Annotated in this window: 20 protein-coding genes; 16 read left to right on the top strand and 4 right to left on the bottom strand. The window is 65.9% G+C overall.

Translation table 11 applies throughout. From position 1 onward, the window contains the following. The first annotated feature begins 36 nt into the window (after window positions 1–36). The 7 genes from ACNHGR_RS14765 to ribH all read left to right on the top strand — a co-directional run bounded on the left by ACNHGR_RS14765 (window position 37) and on the right by ribH (window position 5,308). Window positions 37–738, top strand: a complete 702-nt coding sequence (locus tag ACNHGR_RS14765) for an energy transducer TonB (protein ID WP_475287056.1) — start codon at window positions 37–39, stop codon at window positions 736–738. A gap of 80 nt (window positions 739–818) precedes the next feature. Beyond that, on the top strand, window positions 819–1,187 hold the full coding sequence (locus ACNHGR_RS14760; protein ID WP_475287054.1) for a hypothetical protein: 369 nt from the start codon (window positions 819–821) through the stop codon (window positions 1,185–1,187). Window positions 1,188–1,237: 50 nt separating this feature from the next. Continuing rightward, on the top strand, window positions 1,238–1,762 hold the full coding sequence (locus ACNHGR_RS14755) for a hypothetical protein (RefSeq protein ID WP_184268785.1): 525 nt from the start codon (window positions 1,238–1,240) through the stop codon (window positions 1,760–1,762). 13 nt (window positions 1,763–1,775) lie between these two features. Further along, window positions 1,776–2,777: a bifunctional diaminohydroxyphosphoribosylaminopyrimidine deaminase/5-amino-6-(5-phosphoribosylamino)uracil reductase RibD gene (gene ribD, locus ACNHGR_RS14750; protein WP_475287052.1), complete on the top strand. Its 1,002-nt coding sequence runs from the start codon at window positions 1,776–1,778 to the stop codon at window positions 2,775–2,777. A gap of 105 nt (window positions 2,778–2,882) precedes the next feature. Then, complete coding sequence (locus ACNHGR_RS14745) at window positions 2,883–3,491, top strand: riboflavin synthase (RefSeq protein WP_184268783.1); 609 nt, start codon at window positions 2,883–2,885, stop codon at window positions 3,489–3,491. Between the two features lie 99 nt (window positions 3,492–3,590). After that, window positions 3,591–4,874, top strand: a complete 1,284-nt coding sequence (ribB, locus tag ACNHGR_RS14740; protein WP_184268781.1) for a 3,4-dihydroxy-2-butanone-4-phosphate synthase — start codon at window positions 3,591–3,593, stop codon at window positions 4,872–4,874. Window positions 4,875–4,885: 11 nt separating this feature from the next. Next, on the top strand, window positions 4,886–5,308 hold the full coding sequence (gene ribH, locus ACNHGR_RS14735) for a 6,7-dimethyl-8-ribityllumazine synthase (RefSeq protein ID WP_184268780.1): 423 nt from the start codon (window positions 4,886–4,888) through the stop codon (window positions 5,306–5,308). 207 nt (window positions 5,309–5,515) lie between these two features. Here the strand turns inward: ribH and ACNHGR_RS14730 are convergent, their stop codons facing one another. Next, window positions 5,516–6,610, bottom strand: coding sequence for an alkene reductase (locus ACNHGR_RS14730; protein WP_475287050.1), 1,095 nt, complete (start codon window positions 6,608–6,610; stop codon window positions 5,516–5,518). Between the two features lie 73 nt (window positions 6,611–6,683). On the opposite strand from ACNHGR_RS14730, the gene ACNHGR_RS14725 reads away from it, so the two are divergent. The 5 genes from ACNHGR_RS14725 (at window position 6,684) to ssb (ending at window position 11,249) form a co-directional block, all read left to right on the top strand. Then, window positions 6,684–7,565 (top strand): DMT family transporter, encoded by an 882-nt coding sequence (locus tag ACNHGR_RS14725; RefSeq protein WP_475287048.1) that lies wholly within the window; start codon window positions 6,684–6,686, stop codon window positions 7,563–7,565. Window positions 7,566–7,575: 10 nt separating this feature from the next. After that, window positions 7,576–8,241, top strand: a complete 666-nt coding sequence (locus ACNHGR_RS14720) for a COQ9 family protein (RefSeq protein WP_475287046.1) — start codon at window positions 7,576–7,578, stop codon at window positions 8,239–8,241. Window positions 8,242–8,382: 141 nt separating this feature from the next. Continuing rightward, window positions 8,383–8,652, top strand: coding sequence for a FeoA family protein (locus ACNHGR_RS14715; RefSeq protein ID WP_475287044.1), 270 nt, complete (start codon window positions 8,383–8,385; stop codon window positions 8,650–8,652). After that, window positions 8,649–10,502 (top strand): ferrous iron transporter B, encoded by a 1,854-nt coding sequence (feoB, locus tag ACNHGR_RS14710; protein ID WP_475287042.1) that lies wholly within the window; start codon window positions 8,649–8,651, stop codon window positions 10,500–10,502. Before ACNHGR_RS14715 ends, feoB begins: the two co-directional genes overlap by 4 nt. A 123-nt stretch (window positions 10,503–10,625) precedes the next feature. Then, complete coding sequence (gene ssb, locus ACNHGR_RS14705; RefSeq protein ID WP_184268768.1) at window positions 10,626–11,249, top strand: single-stranded DNA-binding protein; 624 nt, start codon at window positions 10,626–10,628, stop codon at window positions 11,247–11,249. A gap of 79 nt (window positions 11,250–11,328) precedes the next feature. On the opposite strand, the gene ACNHGR_RS14700 is transcribed toward ssb, so the two are convergent. The 3 genes from ACNHGR_RS14700 to ACNHGR_RS14690 all read right to left on the bottom strand — a co-directional run bounded on the left by ACNHGR_RS14700 (window position 11,329) and on the right by ACNHGR_RS14690 (window position 13,184). Beyond that, window positions 11,329–12,204, bottom strand: coding sequence for a UTP--glucose-1-phosphate uridylyltransferase (locus tag ACNHGR_RS14700; RefSeq protein WP_184268766.1), 876 nt, complete (start codon window positions 12,202–12,204; stop codon window positions 11,329–11,331). Window positions 12,205–12,371: 167 nt separating this feature from the next. Continuing rightward, window positions 12,372–12,839 (bottom strand): hypothetical protein, encoded by a 468-nt coding sequence (locus ACNHGR_RS14695; RefSeq protein ID WP_184268764.1) that lies wholly within the window; start codon window positions 12,837–12,839, stop codon window positions 12,372–12,374. A gap of 171 nt (window positions 12,840–13,010) precedes the next feature. Continuing rightward, entirely contained in the window at window positions 13,011–13,184 is a 174-nt protein-coding gene (locus ACNHGR_RS14690) for a DUF1674 domain-containing protein (protein ID WP_184268762.1), read from the bottom strand. Window positions 13,185–13,272: 88 nt separating this feature from the next. Here ACNHGR_RS14690 and htpX point away from each other — a divergent pair, with 88 nt between their 5' ends. From htpX to ACNHGR_RS14670, 4 genes are read left to right on the top strand one after another with little or no spacing between them, the layout of a single operon-like run. Beyond that, entirely contained in the window at window positions 13,273–14,214 is a 942-nt protein-coding gene (htpX, locus tag ACNHGR_RS14685; protein WP_475287039.1) for a zinc metalloprotease HtpX, read from the top strand. Further along, window positions 14,214–14,534: a hypothetical protein gene (locus ACNHGR_RS14680; RefSeq protein WP_184268758.1), complete on the top strand. Its 321-nt coding sequence runs from the start codon at window positions 14,214–14,216 to the stop codon at window positions 14,532–14,534. The genes htpX and ACNHGR_RS14680 overlap by 1 nt, the downstream gene beginning before the upstream one ends. A gap of 25 nt (window positions 14,535–14,559) precedes the next feature. Further along, entirely contained in the window at window positions 14,560–15,870 is a 1,311-nt protein-coding gene (locus ACNHGR_RS14675) for an RsmB/NOP family class I SAM-dependent RNA methyltransferase (protein WP_475287036.1), read from the top strand. A 52-nt stretch (window positions 15,871–15,922) separates the two neighbouring features. Beyond that, complete coding sequence (locus ACNHGR_RS14670) at window positions 15,923–16,414, top strand: diguanylate cyclase (protein WP_184268754.1); 492 nt, start codon at window positions 15,923–15,925, stop codon at window positions 16,412–16,414. The last annotated feature ends 147 nt before the right edge of the window (window positions 16,415–16,561 follow it).

Raw genomic sequence — 16,561 nt, 5'->3', positions numbered from 1 at the left:
CCGGCGAGAGGATGCGACACATAGAGGAGCCGGACGATGCGACTCATGACCATGGAAACGACGGGGCAAGTCACGCAGGCGGGTGGACAATCGCGTTATGGCGCGGGGCGCAAATCCCCACTGGGGCTGGGCGGCACTATCGCGGTGCATGCGCTGGTGATCGGCGCCTTCCTGCTGATCCCCAAGGAGGTGATCGAGAGTGTGACCTCCAAGCCGTTTATCGGCAAGAATATCCCGCTACCGCCGCCGCCGGAACCGGTGGTCGAAAAGAAGACCGACGCCAAGATCGAAAATCAGCCGCAGCCAAAGCAGCAGCCCACCGTGACGGACCCGTTCATCGACCTGCCCAGAGGCGATCCGCCGGTCACTGCCAACAAGGATAGCGGGAGCGGCATGGGACCAGTCACGCCGCCCTATATTCCGCCACCGCCGCCCCTGCCCGACCCTGTGCTGACCGAAGCGTCGATCGATCCGCGGGCGATGGCCGCTTTTCAGCCCGACTATCCCGGCACGATGATTCGGCAGGGTGTGGAAGGCGCGGTCACGGTGCGCGTCACCATCAGCCCGGAAGGCCGCGTCACCGCCATCGAGAAGGTCAGCGCCACCGACGAGAGCTTCTGGCTGGCGACGCAGCGCCATGCCCTGCGCAAATGGCGTTTCCGCCCCGCCACCCGCGACGGCGTGGCGACCGCATCGACCAAGACATTGACGGTCCGCTTCACCCTGACCGATCGATAGGGCAATCGCGGCGGCGGCCGGTCCATCCGATACGGTCGTCGCCAATTATCGCGGCCCCACTTGCATGGTAGGGAGGGAACATGCGCTTCACTGCCCTGTCGCTTTCCTGCCTGCTGACCGCCTGTACGCCATCGGCCACAGCGGTCGACGGCTATCTAGCCCAAGTAGGTTATGTCAGCGTCTTTTCAGATGATGCACAATTTGCCGACTGGGCAATCGTCGATGATGGCCCGCCCGCCTACCGGGCCATGACAGAGAAAAATGGAGCGGCTGCCAGCCAGGGACGGTGCGGCGCAACGCTATGGAGAATCGCCGGCACGGTGCAACATGGCAGGCGCGGCTTCAAATTTCTGACAATCACGCAATTGTCCCGCATCAACCGGGAACAGGCCAATCGAATCGCGCGCCAATCCGCACATCCGACCCTGATGACCGTCACATTCTGCTGACGACAGGTGGTAGGGGCGGCCCCCGGTTCACATTATGGAGGAAGGCCAGCATGGACCATTTTGCATTGGCGCCCGCCCTGTCCTATAAGGGCGGCATGGCGATCTTTCCCCGTCCCGTTTCCCCCAAAAGTGCGCTTGGCGACTTCTGGGGCTATTTCAAGCAGCAGCGGCAGCATAAATGGCCGCTGCTGGGCCTGTCCGTTGCCTTTACCTGGGTGATCGTATGGACCTTCGTGATCGACGCGAACACCAATACGATGCCGACCCGCAACAAGATCATCTACGTCCAGAGCTGGGACGCGAACCGGTCCGACGCGGCGATCATCCTGCAACAGAAGATCGACTTTGCGAAGCGCGAGGCCGCGCTCATCAAGCAGCAGAAGAAGATGCAGGGCTTTGCCGACGCCTTCGGCATCGAATGGCGTGATGAGGAAGCCCGCAATACCGCCAAGCGCAAGGAAGCGGTGAAGGCGATCGACGCGATGCTGGACGATCGGCTGGCCAAGGCGGAAGCGGTTGAAAAGACCGGGCCGCAGGCCAGCGCGAAGCCGGCGACCGCCCCCGCACAGCCCTGATACCGGCCTGACCATGCGGCCATCGCCTGCTGACGACCGGCGCTATATGGCCGCCGCCATTGCCCTGTCATCGCGCGGGCGCGGCCTTTCCACCCCCAATCCCAATGTCGGCTGCCTGATCGTCCAGAACGAGTCCGACGGTGGGGGCAAGATCGTCGGGCGCGGCTGGACGCAGAAAGGCGGCCGCCCCCATGCCGAGGCGCAGGCGCTGGAGCAGGCACTGGACCGGGCGCGTGGCGCCACCGCCTATGTGACGCTGGAGCCATGTTTCCATTTGTCCCCGCGCGGGCCGCGCTGTGCCGACCTGATGGCGCGCGCGGGTGTCGCCCGCGTGGTGATCGCGCTGCGCGATCCCGACCCGCGGACCGATGGCCAGGGGGCAAGCTGGCTGCGCGAACGTGGCATCACCGTCGAGATGGGGCTGATGGCGGATGAGGCCGCGCGCGCCATGGGCGGCTTCGTGCTGCGTCAGACGCTGGGCCGGCCGCATGTGACGCTGAAGCTCGGCCTGTCGCTCGATGGCCGAATCGCGCTCCCCGACGGATCGAGCCGCTGGATCACCGGGCCGAATGCGCGTGCCCATGCCCATATGGAACGGGCGCGGCATGATGCCATTCTGGTCGGCGGCGGCACGCTGCGGGCCGATGCACCGCGCCTCGACGTGCGGCTGGCCGGGCTGGAGGCACGGTCGCCGCGCCGCATCCTGCTGAGCCGGGGCGACGTGCCCGCCGGCTGGGACCGGATTGCCGCGCCGGAGGAGATCGCCACGCTGGATCGGGTCGATCATCTGCTGGTGGAAGGCGGCGCGGCGACGGCAGCGGCCTTCCTGCGTGCCGATCTGGTCGACCGGCTGCTGCTGTATCGCGCGCCGATCATCGTCGGCGACGGGCTGGCCGGGATCGGCGACATTGGCCTCACCGACCTGGCGCAAGCGCATGGCCGCTGGCGCCTGACCGACAGCCGCGCGCTCGGCGTCGACCGGCTGGAGGTTTACGAGGCGGCGCGGAGCGCCTAAGTCCTCGTTCCAATGCTCCGTTCGGTTCGAGCCTGTCGAGAAGCGTTGCGCGCGGGTTCTCGACAGGCTCGAACCGAACGGACTTTTGCTTAATAGGATCGATCCATGTTCACCGGCATCATTACCGACATCGGCACCATCCGCAGCCATGAGCAGCGCGGCGACCTGCGCCTCGTCATCGGCTGTGCCTATGCCATGGACGGGGTCGCGATCGGCGCGTCGATCGCCTGTTCGGGCGCCTGCCTGACCGTGGTGGAAAAGGGGGACGACTGGTTTGCGGTCGATCTGTCGGCCGAAACCGTCGCCCGCACAGCATCGGGCCTGTGGGCGCAGGGTGGACGCCTCAATCTGGAGCGCGCGCTCAAGGTCGGCGATGAACTGGGCGGGCATATCGTGACCGGCCATGTCGACGGCATCGGCGCCCTGGTATCCGCCACGCGCGAAGGCGATTCGACCCGGCTGGTCATCAGCGCCCCCGCTGAACTGGCCACGGCGCTGGCGGCCAAGGGATCGATCACGGTGGACGGCATTTCGCTGACGGTGAACAGCGTCGAGGATCAGGCCGATGGCAGCGTGCATTTCGGCCTGAACATCATCCCCCATACCGCCGCCGCGACTACGCTGAACCAGCTGGCGGACGGCCGCGCCTTCAATCTGGAGATCGACGTCCTGGCCCGCTATCTCGACCGGATGCAGAGCCTGCGTGCCCGATGAACGCATAAGCAAAATCAGTAGATTGTGATTTCTCACTTGAAATAATCACATTGCAATGTGATATCGACACCATACCCGAACGGGAATGGAGTCTTTCTCATGTCGTCCGCGCTTCTCGATACCCTCCGCAACCTCGTCACCGATGGCGGCATGTCGCGATCCGGCCTGGCCCGCGCCGCCGGCCTGCACGCCAACTCGCTCCGCAAGCTGGGCGAAAGCGACTGGAACCCGACCGCCGACACGCTGGGCAAGCTGGAAACCTATCTGCTCAAGCGCGAGGGCGGCACCGCGCTCGCCAGCCCCGAGGAAATCATCAACGAAGCCCGCAACGGCCGCATGTTCATTCTGGTCGATGACGAGGATCGCGAGAATGAGGGCGATCTGGTGATCCCCGCGCAGATGGCGACGCCCGATGCGATCAACTTCATGGCCACCCATGGCCGTGGCCTCATCTGCCTGGCGATGACGCGCGACAGGGTCGAGCATCTGGGGCTGGACCTGATGAGCCGCAACAATGGCACCCGGCACGAAACCGCCTTCACCGTGTCGATCGAGGCGCGCGAGGGCGTGACCACCGGGATCAGCGCCGCCGACCGCGCACGCACCATTTCCGTCGCGATCGACGGCGCGAAGGGCAAGGCCGACATCGTCACGCCCGGCCATGTCTTCCCGCTGATCGCCCGCGACGGCGGCGTGCTGGTGCGCACCGGCCATACCGAGGCGGCGGTGGACGTGGCGCGGCTGGCCGGCTTGAACCCGTCGGGCGTCATCTGCGAAGTGATGCGCGACGACGGCACCATGGCGCGGCTCGACGACCTCATCCCCTTCGCCCAGAAGCACAAGATGAAGATCGGCACGATCCGCGACCTGATCGCCTATCGCCGTCGCCACGACCATATGGTCGAGCGCCGGTCGGAAACGACTTTCCAGAGCAAGTGGGGCGGCGACTGGAAGGCGATCAGCTTCTACAACAAGGCGACGCAGAGCGAGCAGCTCGTGCTGCAAAAGGGGCATGTCGTGCCCGACCAGCCGACGCTGGTGCGCATGCACCAGCTGTCGCTGCTGGACGATGTCTATGGCGCGACCGGGCCGCGTGGCGACCTGCTGGCCAAGTCGATGGAGATTATCGGCCGGGAAGGCGCCGGCCTGATCGTCATCCTGACCGGCAATGAGGATGGCGGATTCGTCAGCCGCTGCGTCGATGCCCATGCCGGCAGGGCACCGGCCGGAATGGACGAATTGCGCAACTATGGCGTGGGCGCGCAGTTGCTCGCCGAACTGGGCGTGCATGACATGATCCTGCTGTCCAACACCCAGCACAGCCTGATCGCGCTTGACGGCTATGACCTGTCCGTGGTTGGGCAGCGACCGATCGAGCTGTAAGGAACATCATCATGGCCAAATTCCTGATCGTCGAAGCCCGCTTCTACGACCATCTCAACGACCTGCTGATCGAAGGCGCGAAGGCCGCGCTGGACGAAGCCGGCCACAAATATGAGGTGGTGACGGTGCCCGGTGCGCTGGAAATCCCCGGCGCGATCGCGCTGGCGGCGGAAAGCGGCCGCTATGACGGCTTCGTGGCGATCGGTGTGGTGATCCGCGGCGAAACCTATCATTTCGAAGTCGTGTCGAACGAAAGCGCCCGCGGCCTGATGGCGCTGAGCATGGACGCCATCGCCATCGGCAACGGCATCCTGACCGTCGAGAATGAGGAACAGGCACTGGTCCGCGCCCGTCCCGACCAGAAGGACAAGGGCGGCGAAGCGGCCAAGGCGGCGATCGCCATGCTGGCGCTGCGGGAGCGGTTTGGCGCCTGATCGAGGCGCGACCTGTGGATAAAAAAGGGCGGCTCCCGATGGAGCCGCCGTTTTTTTGTTGGGTTGCAGTTTGTTGCTGTTTTCCATTCGTCATGCTGAACTTGTTTCAGCATCCATCAGCCCCAACAGACCTGCGCTTCATTCGGCAGAATGGACCCTGAAACACGTGCAGGGTGGCGATGATAGTCATGGCAGCGCGTTGGTGTCTTACGCCGCCGCCTTTTCCTCTTCGAGCGTTGGATAGTCGGTATAGCCCTCCGCACCCTGGCTGTACCAGGTCGTCATCGCCTGTGGCGGGTTGAGCGGTGCGCCCTGTTCCAGACGCTCCACCAGATCGGGATTGGCCATCAGCGGACGACCAAAGCTGATCGCATCGGCCAGGCCGCTGGCGAGGTCCGCCTGCGCGCGATCCGCATCATAATCGCTGTTCAGCACCAGCGGCCCCTTGAAATGCTGGCGAATGAGCGGCGATTGGCGCGGTACGTCAGTGGCGCCGAACGTGCCGTCCGGGCCGGGCTCGCGCAGTTCGAGGAAGGCGATGCCGATCGCGTCCAACACATCGGCCGCCGCCGCGAACAAGGTGGCGGGATCGCTGTCGTCGACACCCTGGGAATCGCCATTGGGCGACAGGCGCACCGACACGCGATCGGCGCCGATCGCATCGACCACCGCCTGCGTCACTTCGCGCAACAGGCGGACGCGGTTTTCGACGCTGCCACCATAGATATCGTCGCGGAAATTGCTGTTGTCGCGCAGAAATTCGTCGATCAGATAGCCGTTGGCGGCGTGGATCTGCACCCCGTCGAAACCGGCAGCGATCGCATTATGGGCGGCGCGGACATAGGTGTCGATAAGGCCGGGGATTTCCTCCAGAGCCAGCGGCCGCGCCGTTTCATAGGGCTGCTTGCCTTCATAGGTATGGGCGTCGCCCGGCGCGGCGGTCGCGCTGGCCGATACCGGCTGTTCACCGGTCACCGCGCTGTGGACAGCCCGGCCCATATGCCAGAGCTGGACGATGATCCTGCCGCCCTTGTCATGCACGGCCTGCGTCACCGGCTGCCATGCCGCGACCTGCTCGTCCGACCAGATGCCCGGCGCATAGGGCCAGCCCAGCCCCTGTTGCGAGATGCCCGTCGCCTCGCTTATGATGAGGCCGGCCGAGGCGCGCTGCGCATAATAATCGGCCATGATCGGGGTCGGCACATGGGCGCGCGTCGCACGGCCACGGGTCAGCGGGGCCATCAGGACGCGGTTGGCGGCGCTGACGGCGCCCAGCTGGATCGGATCGAACAGGGTCGTCATCAATAAGGCTCCCTTATAACAAAGTTGCAATTTGCAACGGGACTTGGTGTGCAAAGCCAGCTAGGGAGCCGCCATGTCCAGTTCAACCCCCACCGCGCCTATTATGATCCCGCGCCTCGCCTTTCCGGCGCTGCTGCTGGCGAACCTGATCCTGCCGCTGGGGCCGGTGCTGGTCCGCCTGTCCGACGTGGGGCCGGTGGCGGCCGCTTTCTGGCGGCTGGCGATCGCCCTGCCCTTCCTGCTGCTGCTGGCCCGGCCGGGGCTGACCCGCACGCCGCCGACGCGCGGCGAATGGGGGGCGCTGATCCTGTCGGGCGTGATGTTCGCGGCGGACCTGGCCGCCTGGCATCTGGGCATCCTCTATACCAAGGTCGCCAATGCCACCGTGTTCGGCAATATGAGCGGCCTGTTCCTGCCGGCCTGGGCCTTGCTGGTGCTGCGCCAGAAGCCGAAGGGATTGCAGGCGATGGCGCTGATGCTGGCGGCGGCCGGCGCCGCGGTGATGATGGGCGGCAGTTACGACCTGTCGATCGGCAATCTGAAGGGCGACCTGCTCTGCCTGCTCGCCGGCATCCTCTACACCGCCTATCTGCTGGTCGTGCAGCAGGTGCGCGGCCGGCTGGACAGCTGGTCGATCCTGTCGGTGTCCAGCGTCGTCAGCACGCCGCTGCTGCTGCTTTGCGCGCTGGCACTGGGCGAGCGGGTGATGCCCGGCGACTGGACGCCGCTGATCGTGCTGGCGCTCTCCAGCCAGGTGGTCGGGCAGGGATTGCTGACCTATGCGATCGGCTGGTTTCCGCCGCTGATCGTGGGCGTCAGCCTGCTCCTGCAACCGGCGGTGGCGGCATTGCTGGGCTGGCTGCTGTTCGGCGAGTGGCTGAGCCCGGTCGACATGATCGGCATGGGCGCCGTGGCGGCGGCACTGGTGCTTGTGCGCCTGCCGTCGCGGGCCTAGATAAGACGTCATGAGCGAAGCACAGGACGATCTCACCCTGGACGAAATCCGCGCGCTGCTGGCGCCCGCACTGGCGCGCCACGCCGCCTTTGACGGCTGGCGACCGCAGGCGGTGACGATGGCGGCGCAGGAAAAGGGGATCGACCCGGATATCGCGGCGCTCGCCTTTGCCGATGGCCCGGTCGACATGATCGACGCCTGGTTCGCCAGCATCGACGCCGGGATGGTCGCGGCCTTGCCGGCGGAGGAACTGGCGGCCCTGTCGATCCGCAAGAAGATCATCGCGCTGGTCGAAGCCCGGCTGGCGCTGCTCGCGCCCGATCGGGAGGCGCTGCGCCGCGCCATCGCCATCCTGGCGCTGCCGACCAATGCGGTGCGCGCAGGCAAGCTGGGCTGGCGCGCGGTCGACGCCATGTGGCGCGCGGCAGGCGACACCGCCGCCGACTTCAACCATTATAGCAAGCGCACCACGCTGACCGCCGTCTATGCCGCCACATTGCTGGTGTTCGTCGATGACGAGAGCGAGGGCCATGCCGACAGTCGCGCTTTCCTCGCCCGGCGGATCGAGAATGTGATGCAGTTCGAAAAAGCCAAGGCGAAGCTGAAGGGCGTGGGCGGGGGCGAGCATCTGAGCCTGTCGCGCTTCATCGGCCGGCTGCGCTATCCCGCGATCTGATCGGCCGGTGCGATGGGACGCAGGCGTTTGGGCAATCTGGCGGGCAATCTGGCGGGCAATCTGGCGGAAACGCGTTTTTTCTGGCGTTAACCAGTCGGTATTGATAGTCACTCGCAAAAATAGCCTGTGAGTCCATACCCCTTGCGCCTGACCGATCTGCCGCTGCGGCAACCCGCTTATGTCGATCTGATCGACTGGTCCGCCCTTACCCCGTCCGAAGGCCAGCGCCTGCGTGAATTCGGCCTGTGTGAAGGCGCCAGCGTCGAGGCGCTGCACCATGGCGGTTTCCTGGGCAAGGGGCCGATCGCCTGCAAGGTCGGGCGCATGACCATTGCCATGCGCCACGCCCATGCCGCCGCCATCACGGTGCGCACTGGTCCAGAAAATCCCGGGTCGGAGTTGGGGGCATGAGCGGCCTGCCGCTGGTCGCGCTGGTCGGCAATCCCAATGCCGGCAAGAGCGCCTTGTTCAACGCCCTGACCGGCGCCCGGCAAAAGCTGGGCAATTATCCGGGCGTCACGGTGGAGCGCAAGGCGGGCCGGCTGGCCCTGACCGACGGGCGCCCGGTCGAACTGGTCGACCTGCCCGGCACGTACAGCCTGGACCCCACCAGCCCCGACGAGCAGGTGACGCGCGATGTCATCCTGGGCAAGCAGGAGGGTGAAAGGCGGCCCGACGCGCTGGTCATCGTGGTCGACGCATCGAACCTCGACAATCATCTGCGCTTCGCGATCGAACTGATCGCGCTGGGCCTGCCCACCATCGTCGCGCTCAACATGGTCGATCTTGCCACCCGCGACGGGCTGGAGCTGGACGCCCATATCCTGTCGCGCGAACTGGGCGTGCCGGTGGTGTCGACCGTGGCGGTGCGCAAGCGCGGTCTCGACCATCTGCGGCAGGAACTGGACGGGCTGATGAACGGGGCGCCCCGGCCCTATACCGGCGGGGCAGCGCAGGATTTCGACAAGGTGCGCGGCGAGGCGCGACGGATCGCGCGCGCCGCGATCGTGCGCGAAACGCCGTCGCGCCGGCTGACTGCGGCGGTGGACCGGGTGCTGCTGCATCCGGTCGCCGGCTTCATCATCCTGCTCGCCTTGCTATTCGTGATGTTCCAGGCGGTGTTCAGCTGGGCCAGTGCGCCGGCCGACATGCTGGAAGGATGGGTGACCGCATTGGGCGAGGCGGTGACGAACACGCTGCCGCCCGGCATCGTCCACGACTTCCTGTTGCAGGGCGTGGTCGGCGGCGTGGGCGCGGTGATCGTCTTCCTGCCGCAGATCCTGATCCTCTTCTTCTTCATCCTGATGCTGGAAGCGACCGGCTATATGGCGCGCGCGGCCTTCATCATGGATGCGCTGATGGCGCGGGTCGGCCTGTCGGGCCGGGCCTTCATCCCTTTGCTCTCCTCCTTCGCCTGCGCGGTGCCCGGCATCATGGCGACGCGCACCATTTCCGATCCCAAGGACCGGCTGACGACGATCCTGATCGCGCCGCTGATGACCTGTTCGGCGCGGCTGCCGGTCTATGGCCTCATCATCAGCGCCTTCATTCCGGCGCGTACCGTTGGCTGGGGCGTCGGCTTGCAGGGGCTGGTGATGTTCCTGCTCTATGTCTTCGGCATCGTCGGCGCGCTGGTCGCCGCCTGGGCGCTGCGTCTGACCGTGACCAAGGGGCAGAGCAGCGGCTTCCTGATGGAAATGCCCAAATATCAGTGGCCCCGGCCGCAGGATCTGCTGATCGGCCTGTGGCAGCGCGCGGTCATCTTCCTGAAGCGCGCGGGCACGATCATCCTGTTTACCAACATCGTCCTGTGGGTGCTGATGAGCTTCCCCAAGGCGCCCGATGGCGTGCGGCAGAGCGAATATTCGATCGCCGGCCGGATCGCGGGGGGCATCAATGTGCTGGTCGAGCCGATCGGCTTCAACCGCGACATCAGCCTGGCCCTGCTGCCCTCCATGGCGGCGCGCGAAGTAGCCGTCTCCGCCATCGCCACCGTCTATGCGATCGATGCCGAAGACGATGTCGAGGCGCTGGACAAGGGGCTGGGCGAACGGTTGCAGGGGCGCTGGTCGCTGGCCACGGCGCTGGCCTTCCTCGCCTGGTTCGTGTTCGCGCCGCAATGCATCTCCACCATCGCGGTGACGCGGCGCGAAACCGCCGGCTGGAAATGGACCGGCTTCATGATCGGCTATCTATTCGTGCTGGCCTATGCCGCGGCGGGCATCACCTATTGGGCGGCGGTGGCGGCAGGGCTGGGATAAAGCCGCCGCTTTTTGCGATAGATCCGCCATGCCAGCCCCGAATCACGGCGCCATGCTGCTTCGTGCCGGCTGGATTTGCCGGCTCGCGCCGCTATAAGGGCCAGCTAATATTTCGGAGGAATCATGGCAGGCTCGGTCAACAAGGTCATTCTGATCGGCAATCTCGGCGCCGACCCGGAGGTCAAGAGCTTCCAGAATGGTGGCAAGATATGCAACCTGCGCATCGCCACGTCGGAAAGCTGGAAGGATCGCATGACCGGGGAGCGCAAGGAGCGCACCGAATGGCATAGCGTCGTCATCAACAGCGAAGGGTTGGTCGGCGTCGCCGAGCGGTTCCTGCGCAAGGGATCGAAAATCTATGTCGAGGGCCAGTTGCGCACCCGCAAGTGGCAGGACCAGTCAGGCAACGACCGCTACACGACCGAAGTGGCGCTGTCGGGTCCGGGCGCGGTGCTGACCATGCTGGACGGCGCGCCGGGCGGCGGTGGCGGCCAGGGCGGCGGTTATGGCGGCGGCGGTGGCCGTTCGCAGCAGGGCGTGAGCGACTGGAGCGGCGGGTCGAGTGGCTTTGGCGGCGGCGACTATGACGATTTCGGCGGCGGCCAGGGCGGCGGCGGCTTCGGTGGCGGCAACCAGGGCGGTGGCTTTGGCGGCGGTCGCTCGCAGGGCGGGAACAGCGGCGGTGGCGCCGGCCGCGCCGGCAGCCCCAATTTCGACAACGATCTGGACGACGAAGTGCCGTTCTGAGCAGTCGATTGACCAGATAGTGAAAAAGGGCGACCTCCACCGGGAGGCCGCCCTTTTTTAATGCCCCAAGGCGCTCGGTTCAGCGCGCCAGTTCTTCTGTCGCGAAGGCGCGGATATGGTCGCGCAGGTCTTCGCGCTCCAGCGCCAGCGCCAGATTGGCCTCGATATAGCCGGCCTTGGACCCGCAGTCGAAGCGGCGGCCGTCGAAGGTGACGCCATGGAAGGGCTGCTTGCCGATCAACGAGGCCATCGCGTCGGTCAGCTGGATTTCGCCACCCGCCCCCTTTTCCTGCGTCTCCAGTATCTTCATCACTTCGGGCTGAAGGATGTAACGGCCCGGCAGGATCAGGTTGGACGGCGCAGTGCCGAGCTTGGGCTTTTCCACCAGCCCCTTCACCTCGGTCAGGGCGCCGTCGCGCGCGCCCGGATCGATCACGCCATAGCTGGGCGTCTGTTCCATCGGAATTTCCAGCGCGCAGACCAGATTGCCGCCGACCTTTTCATAGGCATCGACCATCTGCTTCATGCAGCCCTGCCCCGGCGCGCCCTTCATGAACTCGTCGGGCAACAGGATGGCGAAGGGTTCGTCGCCGATGATGTCGCGCGCGACCCAGATGGCATGGCCCAGACCCAACGGCTCCTGCTGGCGCAGGAAGACGGCATTGCCGGGATCGAGCCGCGTGCCTTCCAGCGCGGACAGATCCTTGCCGCGCTCCTTCTGGGTCACTTCGCATTCGAAAGCGATGTCGAAATAATCCTCGATCGCGCCTTTGCCGCGACCGGTGACGAAGATCATCTGCTCGATCCCCGCTTCGCGCGCTTCATCGACCGCATATTGGATCAGCGGGCGATCGACCACCGGCAGCAATTCTTTTGGCACCGCCTTCGTCGCGGGCAGGAAGCGCGTGCCAAGGCCAGCGACAGGAAAAACGGCTTTACGAATCGGCTTAGTCAAGTTGGGATTCCCTTCACGCGGACGCGATCGGGCCTTTGAATTGCCGCCCATGTGGAAAAGGTCAAGCGTCGCGCGGATGTTAGTGCATGTCAAACCGACCAAGCGTCGGTTCAAGACATTGAATGGACAAACAAGGCGACAGACGGCCCAATGGACCTTCCGTCTCCCTAAACAGCGAGTAGACGGTTCGCGACCCCTTCCAGCGCCGAGATTTCACCGTCCAGCTGTTCAAACGCGACATGCTGGATATTGTTGCGTCCATCGCGGCAGGTGAAACCACCCTCCTCGGGCTGGTGGAACCCCTGGATGATAAGCGCGCGGAACCGGTCGATCCGCTGCATGTCGCGCTCGATCGCCGAAATTTCCGTCAGGGCACTGGCATTGCGGCGGTCGCGCATCGCCACCATGGTCCGCAATTCGGTCATCAGCTTGGCCATGCTGGGCCGGGTCCGGGCGCCGACGACACGCACGTCGCCCATGCCTTCCCGCAGCAGGCCGATCTTTGCCTCCAGACTCTGTTCCAGCATGGTCCAGGCGCAGACCAGCCGCCCGACCGCGCAAAGCAGCGCCGCATCCTCCGGCGCATAACCCGAAACAGCCTTCACATTCACATCAGAAACCAGTTGTACACCCACGCCCCGAAATCTCCTCTTGCCCAAGCCTTCAGACTTTGCGGCAGAAAAGGCCAGAGCGTGATGTCTTGGCTCCCCGCAGGCGCGGCACGGGCCATCGGCAGCCGTGCATAATCGACGGTGAGCGGAGGATGGCGCGCGAAATCAGGTGAATGGAGTCAAGGATTTAGCGGATCAGAAGTCGATCGCGATGCCCTTGCGCTCCCAGTCGCCATAGCGAACCGGGCTGAGTTCCTCCTGGTGGCGCGAGGGCGCGTCGAGTGGATCACCCTGCGGCACCGGCGGGTTCTTGGAGAGATGGGCAGGCGGCTTCACATGCGCCGGGCGCTTGCCGTTGAAGGTTCCCATATGCGCGGCCTTTCAATTGCGAACCGGGGCGATCCACCCCATATTCATGGTCTGGCCGCTATCTGGGCCGCAAAGGAGCGAAGTGCAAGTGAGCGGAATGAAGACGACCATGTTGCTGGCGGCGCTGACGGCGCTGTTCATGGCGCTGGGCTATACGCTGGGCGGCAGCGGCGGCGCGGTCATCGCGCTGCTGGTGGCGGCCGGCATGAACCTCTTCACCTTCTGGAATGCCGACAGGATCGTGCTGTCGATGCACGGCGCGCGGGAAGTCGACGCCCAGAGCGCGCCCGATTTCTACATTCTGGTGCGCGAACTGGCGCAGCGGGCCGGGTTGCCGATGCCGCGCGTCTATATCATCGACCAGGATGCGCCCAACGCCTTTGCCACCGGCCGCAACCCGGACAATGCCGCCGTGGCCGCGACCACCGGCCTGCTGGCGATGCTGAGCCGCGACGAGGTGGCCGGCGTGATGGCGCATGAACTGGGCCATGTGAAGAACCGGGACACGCTCATCATGACGATGGTCGCCACCATCGCCGGCGCCATTTCGATGCTGGCCAATTTCGGCCTGTTCTTTCGCAGCGGCGACCGGGAGGGGCATGGCAACATGATCGCCAGCCTGCTGGCGGTGATCGTCGCGCCCTTTGCCGCGATGATCGTGCAGATGGCGATCAGCCGCACCCGCGAATATGGTGCCGACCGCGCCGGAGCGGAGATCAGCGGCAATCCGCAGGCGCTCGCCTCCGCGCTTGCCAAGATAGCGGGGCAGGCGCAGCGCATCCCCAACCCGGTGGCGGAGCGCAATCCGGCCGCCGCCCAGCTCTATATCGTGCCGACCCATGTGAGCGAGCTGTTCTCCACCCATCCTGCGACCGAGAAGCGCATCGCCGCCTTGCAGGAGATTGCGGCGGACATGGGCGCGCCGGCGCTCCGTTCTTCCACAGCGCCCCGCGCCTCGGCGCTCTCGCCCCATGCTGCGCCGCCCAAGGCTCCCCGCAGCCGCAGCGCGCTCGACCCGAACCGGCGCTGATGCCGATCGACGAGGTGATCGAGGCCATTGCCTTCACCGGTCGGCTGGTGGCGGGCGCCGTCGATGCCTTGCAGGCGGTCGGCATGGTCGCAGAGCATATATTTTCGGGCCATACGGCCCGTTTCTTTCATGGCGTGGGCCGACGAGTGATCGCCGTCGCGACCTTCGGCACCAAACGCATCCCTTCCTCTCTGCGGGTCGTGCCCAAGGGCATCCATCCCAAGCCCCGCCGGTCGGACTGGCTGGCGCTGTGGATCGGCATCCTCTTCTGGATCGCGCTGTTCTTCGGAATCGGCCTTGGCGTCTCCCATTTTCTTTGACGGCGAAAGCGCGTAGGGGCCGCTGATGCCCCGTCCCCATGATCGCAGCCGCCCCAAAGCCCCCCGTGCCGACGACGTCCCCGGCTTTCCCGCCCGTCGCGCGGCGCTGAAGCTGCTCGATGCCGTGCTGCGCCGGGGCGATCCGCTGGAACTGGCGCTGCATGGCGCGGCGCAGGGCCTGCCGCCGGCGGACCGTGCGCTGGTCCATGCCATCGCCGCCGAAGCGCTGCGCCATTTGCCCGATCTCGACGCGCTGATCGATGGGGCCACCAAGCAGATACTGCCCGACGATGCCAAGGCGCGGATGGTGCTGCGGATTGCGCTCATTCAGACGCTGGCGCTCGACACGCCGGCCCATGCCGCCATCGCCACCGCGCTGCCGCTGGTCGACGGCGGGCCGCGCAAGCTGGTCCATGGTGTGTTCGGCACGGTGACGCGCAGCGAACCCAGCCTGCCCATCCCCCCGACCCTGCCCGAAGAGGTCCGCGCCCGCTGGGCCGGCCTATGGGGCGAGGCGATGCCGCAGGCCGCCGCCCACGCCTATGCGGTGCGGCCGCCGGTCGATGTCAGCCTGCGCGACGCCAGTGAGACAGCGACATGGACAGCCGAACTGGGCGGCACATCCTTCGCCCCCGGCCATGTCCGCCTGCCGGACGGTGCGGCCATCCCCAGCCTGCCCGGTTTTGCCGAAGGGGCATGGTGGGTGCAGGATATCGCCGCCTCCTGCGCCGCGCGGCTGCTGGGCGCCGGTGAGGGACGGACCGTGCTCGACCTGTGCGCCGCGCCGGGGGGCAAGACGATGCAGCTGGCGGCGGCTGGCTGGCATGTTACGGCCATCGACCAGTCGAAGAAGCGGCTGGAGCGACTGTCCGAAAATCTGGCGCGCACCGGCCTGACCGCCAACATCGTGCAGGCCGACCTGCGCCAGTGGCAGCCCGACGCACCGGTCGATGCGATCCTGCTCGACGCGCCCTGCACCGCAACCGGCATCTATCGCCGCCATCCCGACGTATTGCACCGCATCGGTCCGCGCCAGATTGCGGAACTGGCCGAATTGCAGGGCGAACTGCTCGCCCGCGTCGCCGGCTGGCTGAAGCCGGGCGGTCGCCTCGTCTACGCCACCTGTTCGCTGGAACAGGCCGAGGGGGAGGCGCAGGTCGAACGCTTCCTGGCGGATCATCCCGATTTCATGCTGATCCCGATCGCCCCGGCCGAATTGCCCGAAGGCATGATGCCGGCCACGCAGGGCTGGCTGCGCACCCTGCCCGACATGCTGGCGCAGCAGGGCGGCACCGACGGATTTTTCATCGCCCGGCTTGCCAGAAAGGCAAACTAAGCCTTAACCATGATGGGCCTAGACGGGACATCTTCCGTCTGAAAGTCGTGCCATGCGTCCGATCGAGCCTTTGCCCCTGAACCATAGCTGGCCGCTCTACGACCTGCGCGCGCATCTTGCCCCGGTCCTGCTCGATCCCAGCATTGCCCGCAACGACGCCGCCCTGGCCGAACGGGGGCTGGGCCTGTGGCATTGCAATCTGGCCGACAGCAAGCTGAGCTGGACGGCCGGGGTCTATGATATTTTCGGGCTGGAACGCGACAGCGCCGTGTCCCGCACCCTGTCGGTATCGCTCTATGCCCCGGATTCGCGCGAAGCGATGGAGCGGCTGCGCGCTTATGCGATCCGGCACAAGCGCGGCTTCACGCTGGACGTCGACATCAACCAGGCCGACGGTGTCGGACAATGTGCGATGCGCCTGATCGCCGCGCCGATCCTGAACGAAGCGGACGAGGTCATCGGCCTGCATGGCGTCAAGCAGTTGCTACCCAGGGGCACGGCCGGCTCGCAACGGCTAGACCCCACGATTTTCGTCATGCTTTGAAAGGGGGTAAAGTCGGTTTGATAATGCGCGGAAGGGCGCATTATCATTTGGCATCAGCCCTCTCCTCCACCCGGGCACCCAGCGGCAGTATTTTATGGGCGGCCGGGTCGGGGAGAGGGCTGGTGCGGCTTCCAAACAACAATCGCG

This window comes from Sphingobium sp. RS1 (assembly GCF_056156825.1).
The sequence above is the reverse complement of the archived record's forward strand: the minus strand, read 5'-3'. Positions and strand labels throughout refer to the sequence as shown.

Coding starts and splice junctions, on each gene's coding strand:
- ACNHGR_RS14765 (WP_475287056.1), top strand. CDS start 37: ATGCGACTCATGACCATGGAAACGACGGGGCAAGTCACGCAGGCGGGT.
- ACNHGR_RS14760 (WP_475287054.1), top strand. CDS start 819: ATGCGCTTCACTGCCCTGTCGCTTTCCTGCCTGCTGACCGCCTGTACG.
- ACNHGR_RS14755 (WP_184268785.1), top strand. CDS start 1,238: ATGGACCATTTTGCATTGGCGCCCGCCCTGTCCTATAAGGGCGGCATG.
- ribD (WP_475287052.1), top strand. CDS start 1,776: ATGCGGCCATCGCCTGCTGACGACCGGCGCTATATGGCCGCCGCCATT.
- ACNHGR_RS14745 (WP_184268783.1), top strand. CDS start 2,883: ATGTTCACCGGCATCATTACCGACATCGGCACCATCCGCAGCCATGAG.
- ribB (WP_184268781.1), top strand. CDS start 3,591: ATGTCGTCCGCGCTTCTCGATACCCTCCGCAACCTCGTCACCGATGGC.
- ribH (WP_184268780.1), top strand. CDS start 4,886: ATGGCCAAATTCCTGATCGTCGAAGCCCGCTTCTACGACCATCTCAAC.
- ACNHGR_RS14730 (WP_475287050.1), bottom strand. CDS start 6,610: ATGACGACCCTGTTCGATCCGATCCAGCTGGGCGCCGTCAGCGCCGCC.
- ACNHGR_RS14725 (WP_475287048.1), top strand. CDS start 6,684: ATGTCCAGTTCAACCCCCACCGCGCCTATTATGATCCCGCGCCTCGCC.
- ACNHGR_RS14720 (WP_475287046.1), top strand. CDS start 7,576: ATGAGCGAAGCACAGGACGATCTCACCCTGGACGAAATCCGCGCGCTG.
- feoB (WP_475287042.1), top strand. CDS start 8,649: ATGAGCGGCCTGCCGCTGGTCGCGCTGGTCGGCAATCCCAATGCCGGC.
- ssb (WP_184268768.1), top strand. CDS start 10,626: ATGGCAGGCTCGGTCAACAAGGTCATTCTGATCGGCAATCTCGGCGCC.
- ACNHGR_RS14690 (WP_184268762.1), bottom strand. CDS start 13,184: ATGGGAACCTTCAACGGCAAGCGCCCGGCGCATGTGAAGCCGCCTGCC.
- ACNHGR_RS14680 (WP_184268758.1), top strand. CDS start 14,214: ATGCCGATCGACGAGGTGATCGAGGCCATTGCCTTCACCGGTCGGCTG.
- ACNHGR_RS14675 (WP_475287036.1), top strand. CDS start 14,560: ATGCCCCGTCCCCATGATCGCAGCCGCCCCAAAGCCCCCCGTGCCGAC.
- ACNHGR_RS14670 (WP_184268754.1), top strand. CDS start 15,923: ATGCGTCCGATCGAGCCTTTGCCCCTGAACCATAGCTGGCCGCTCTAC.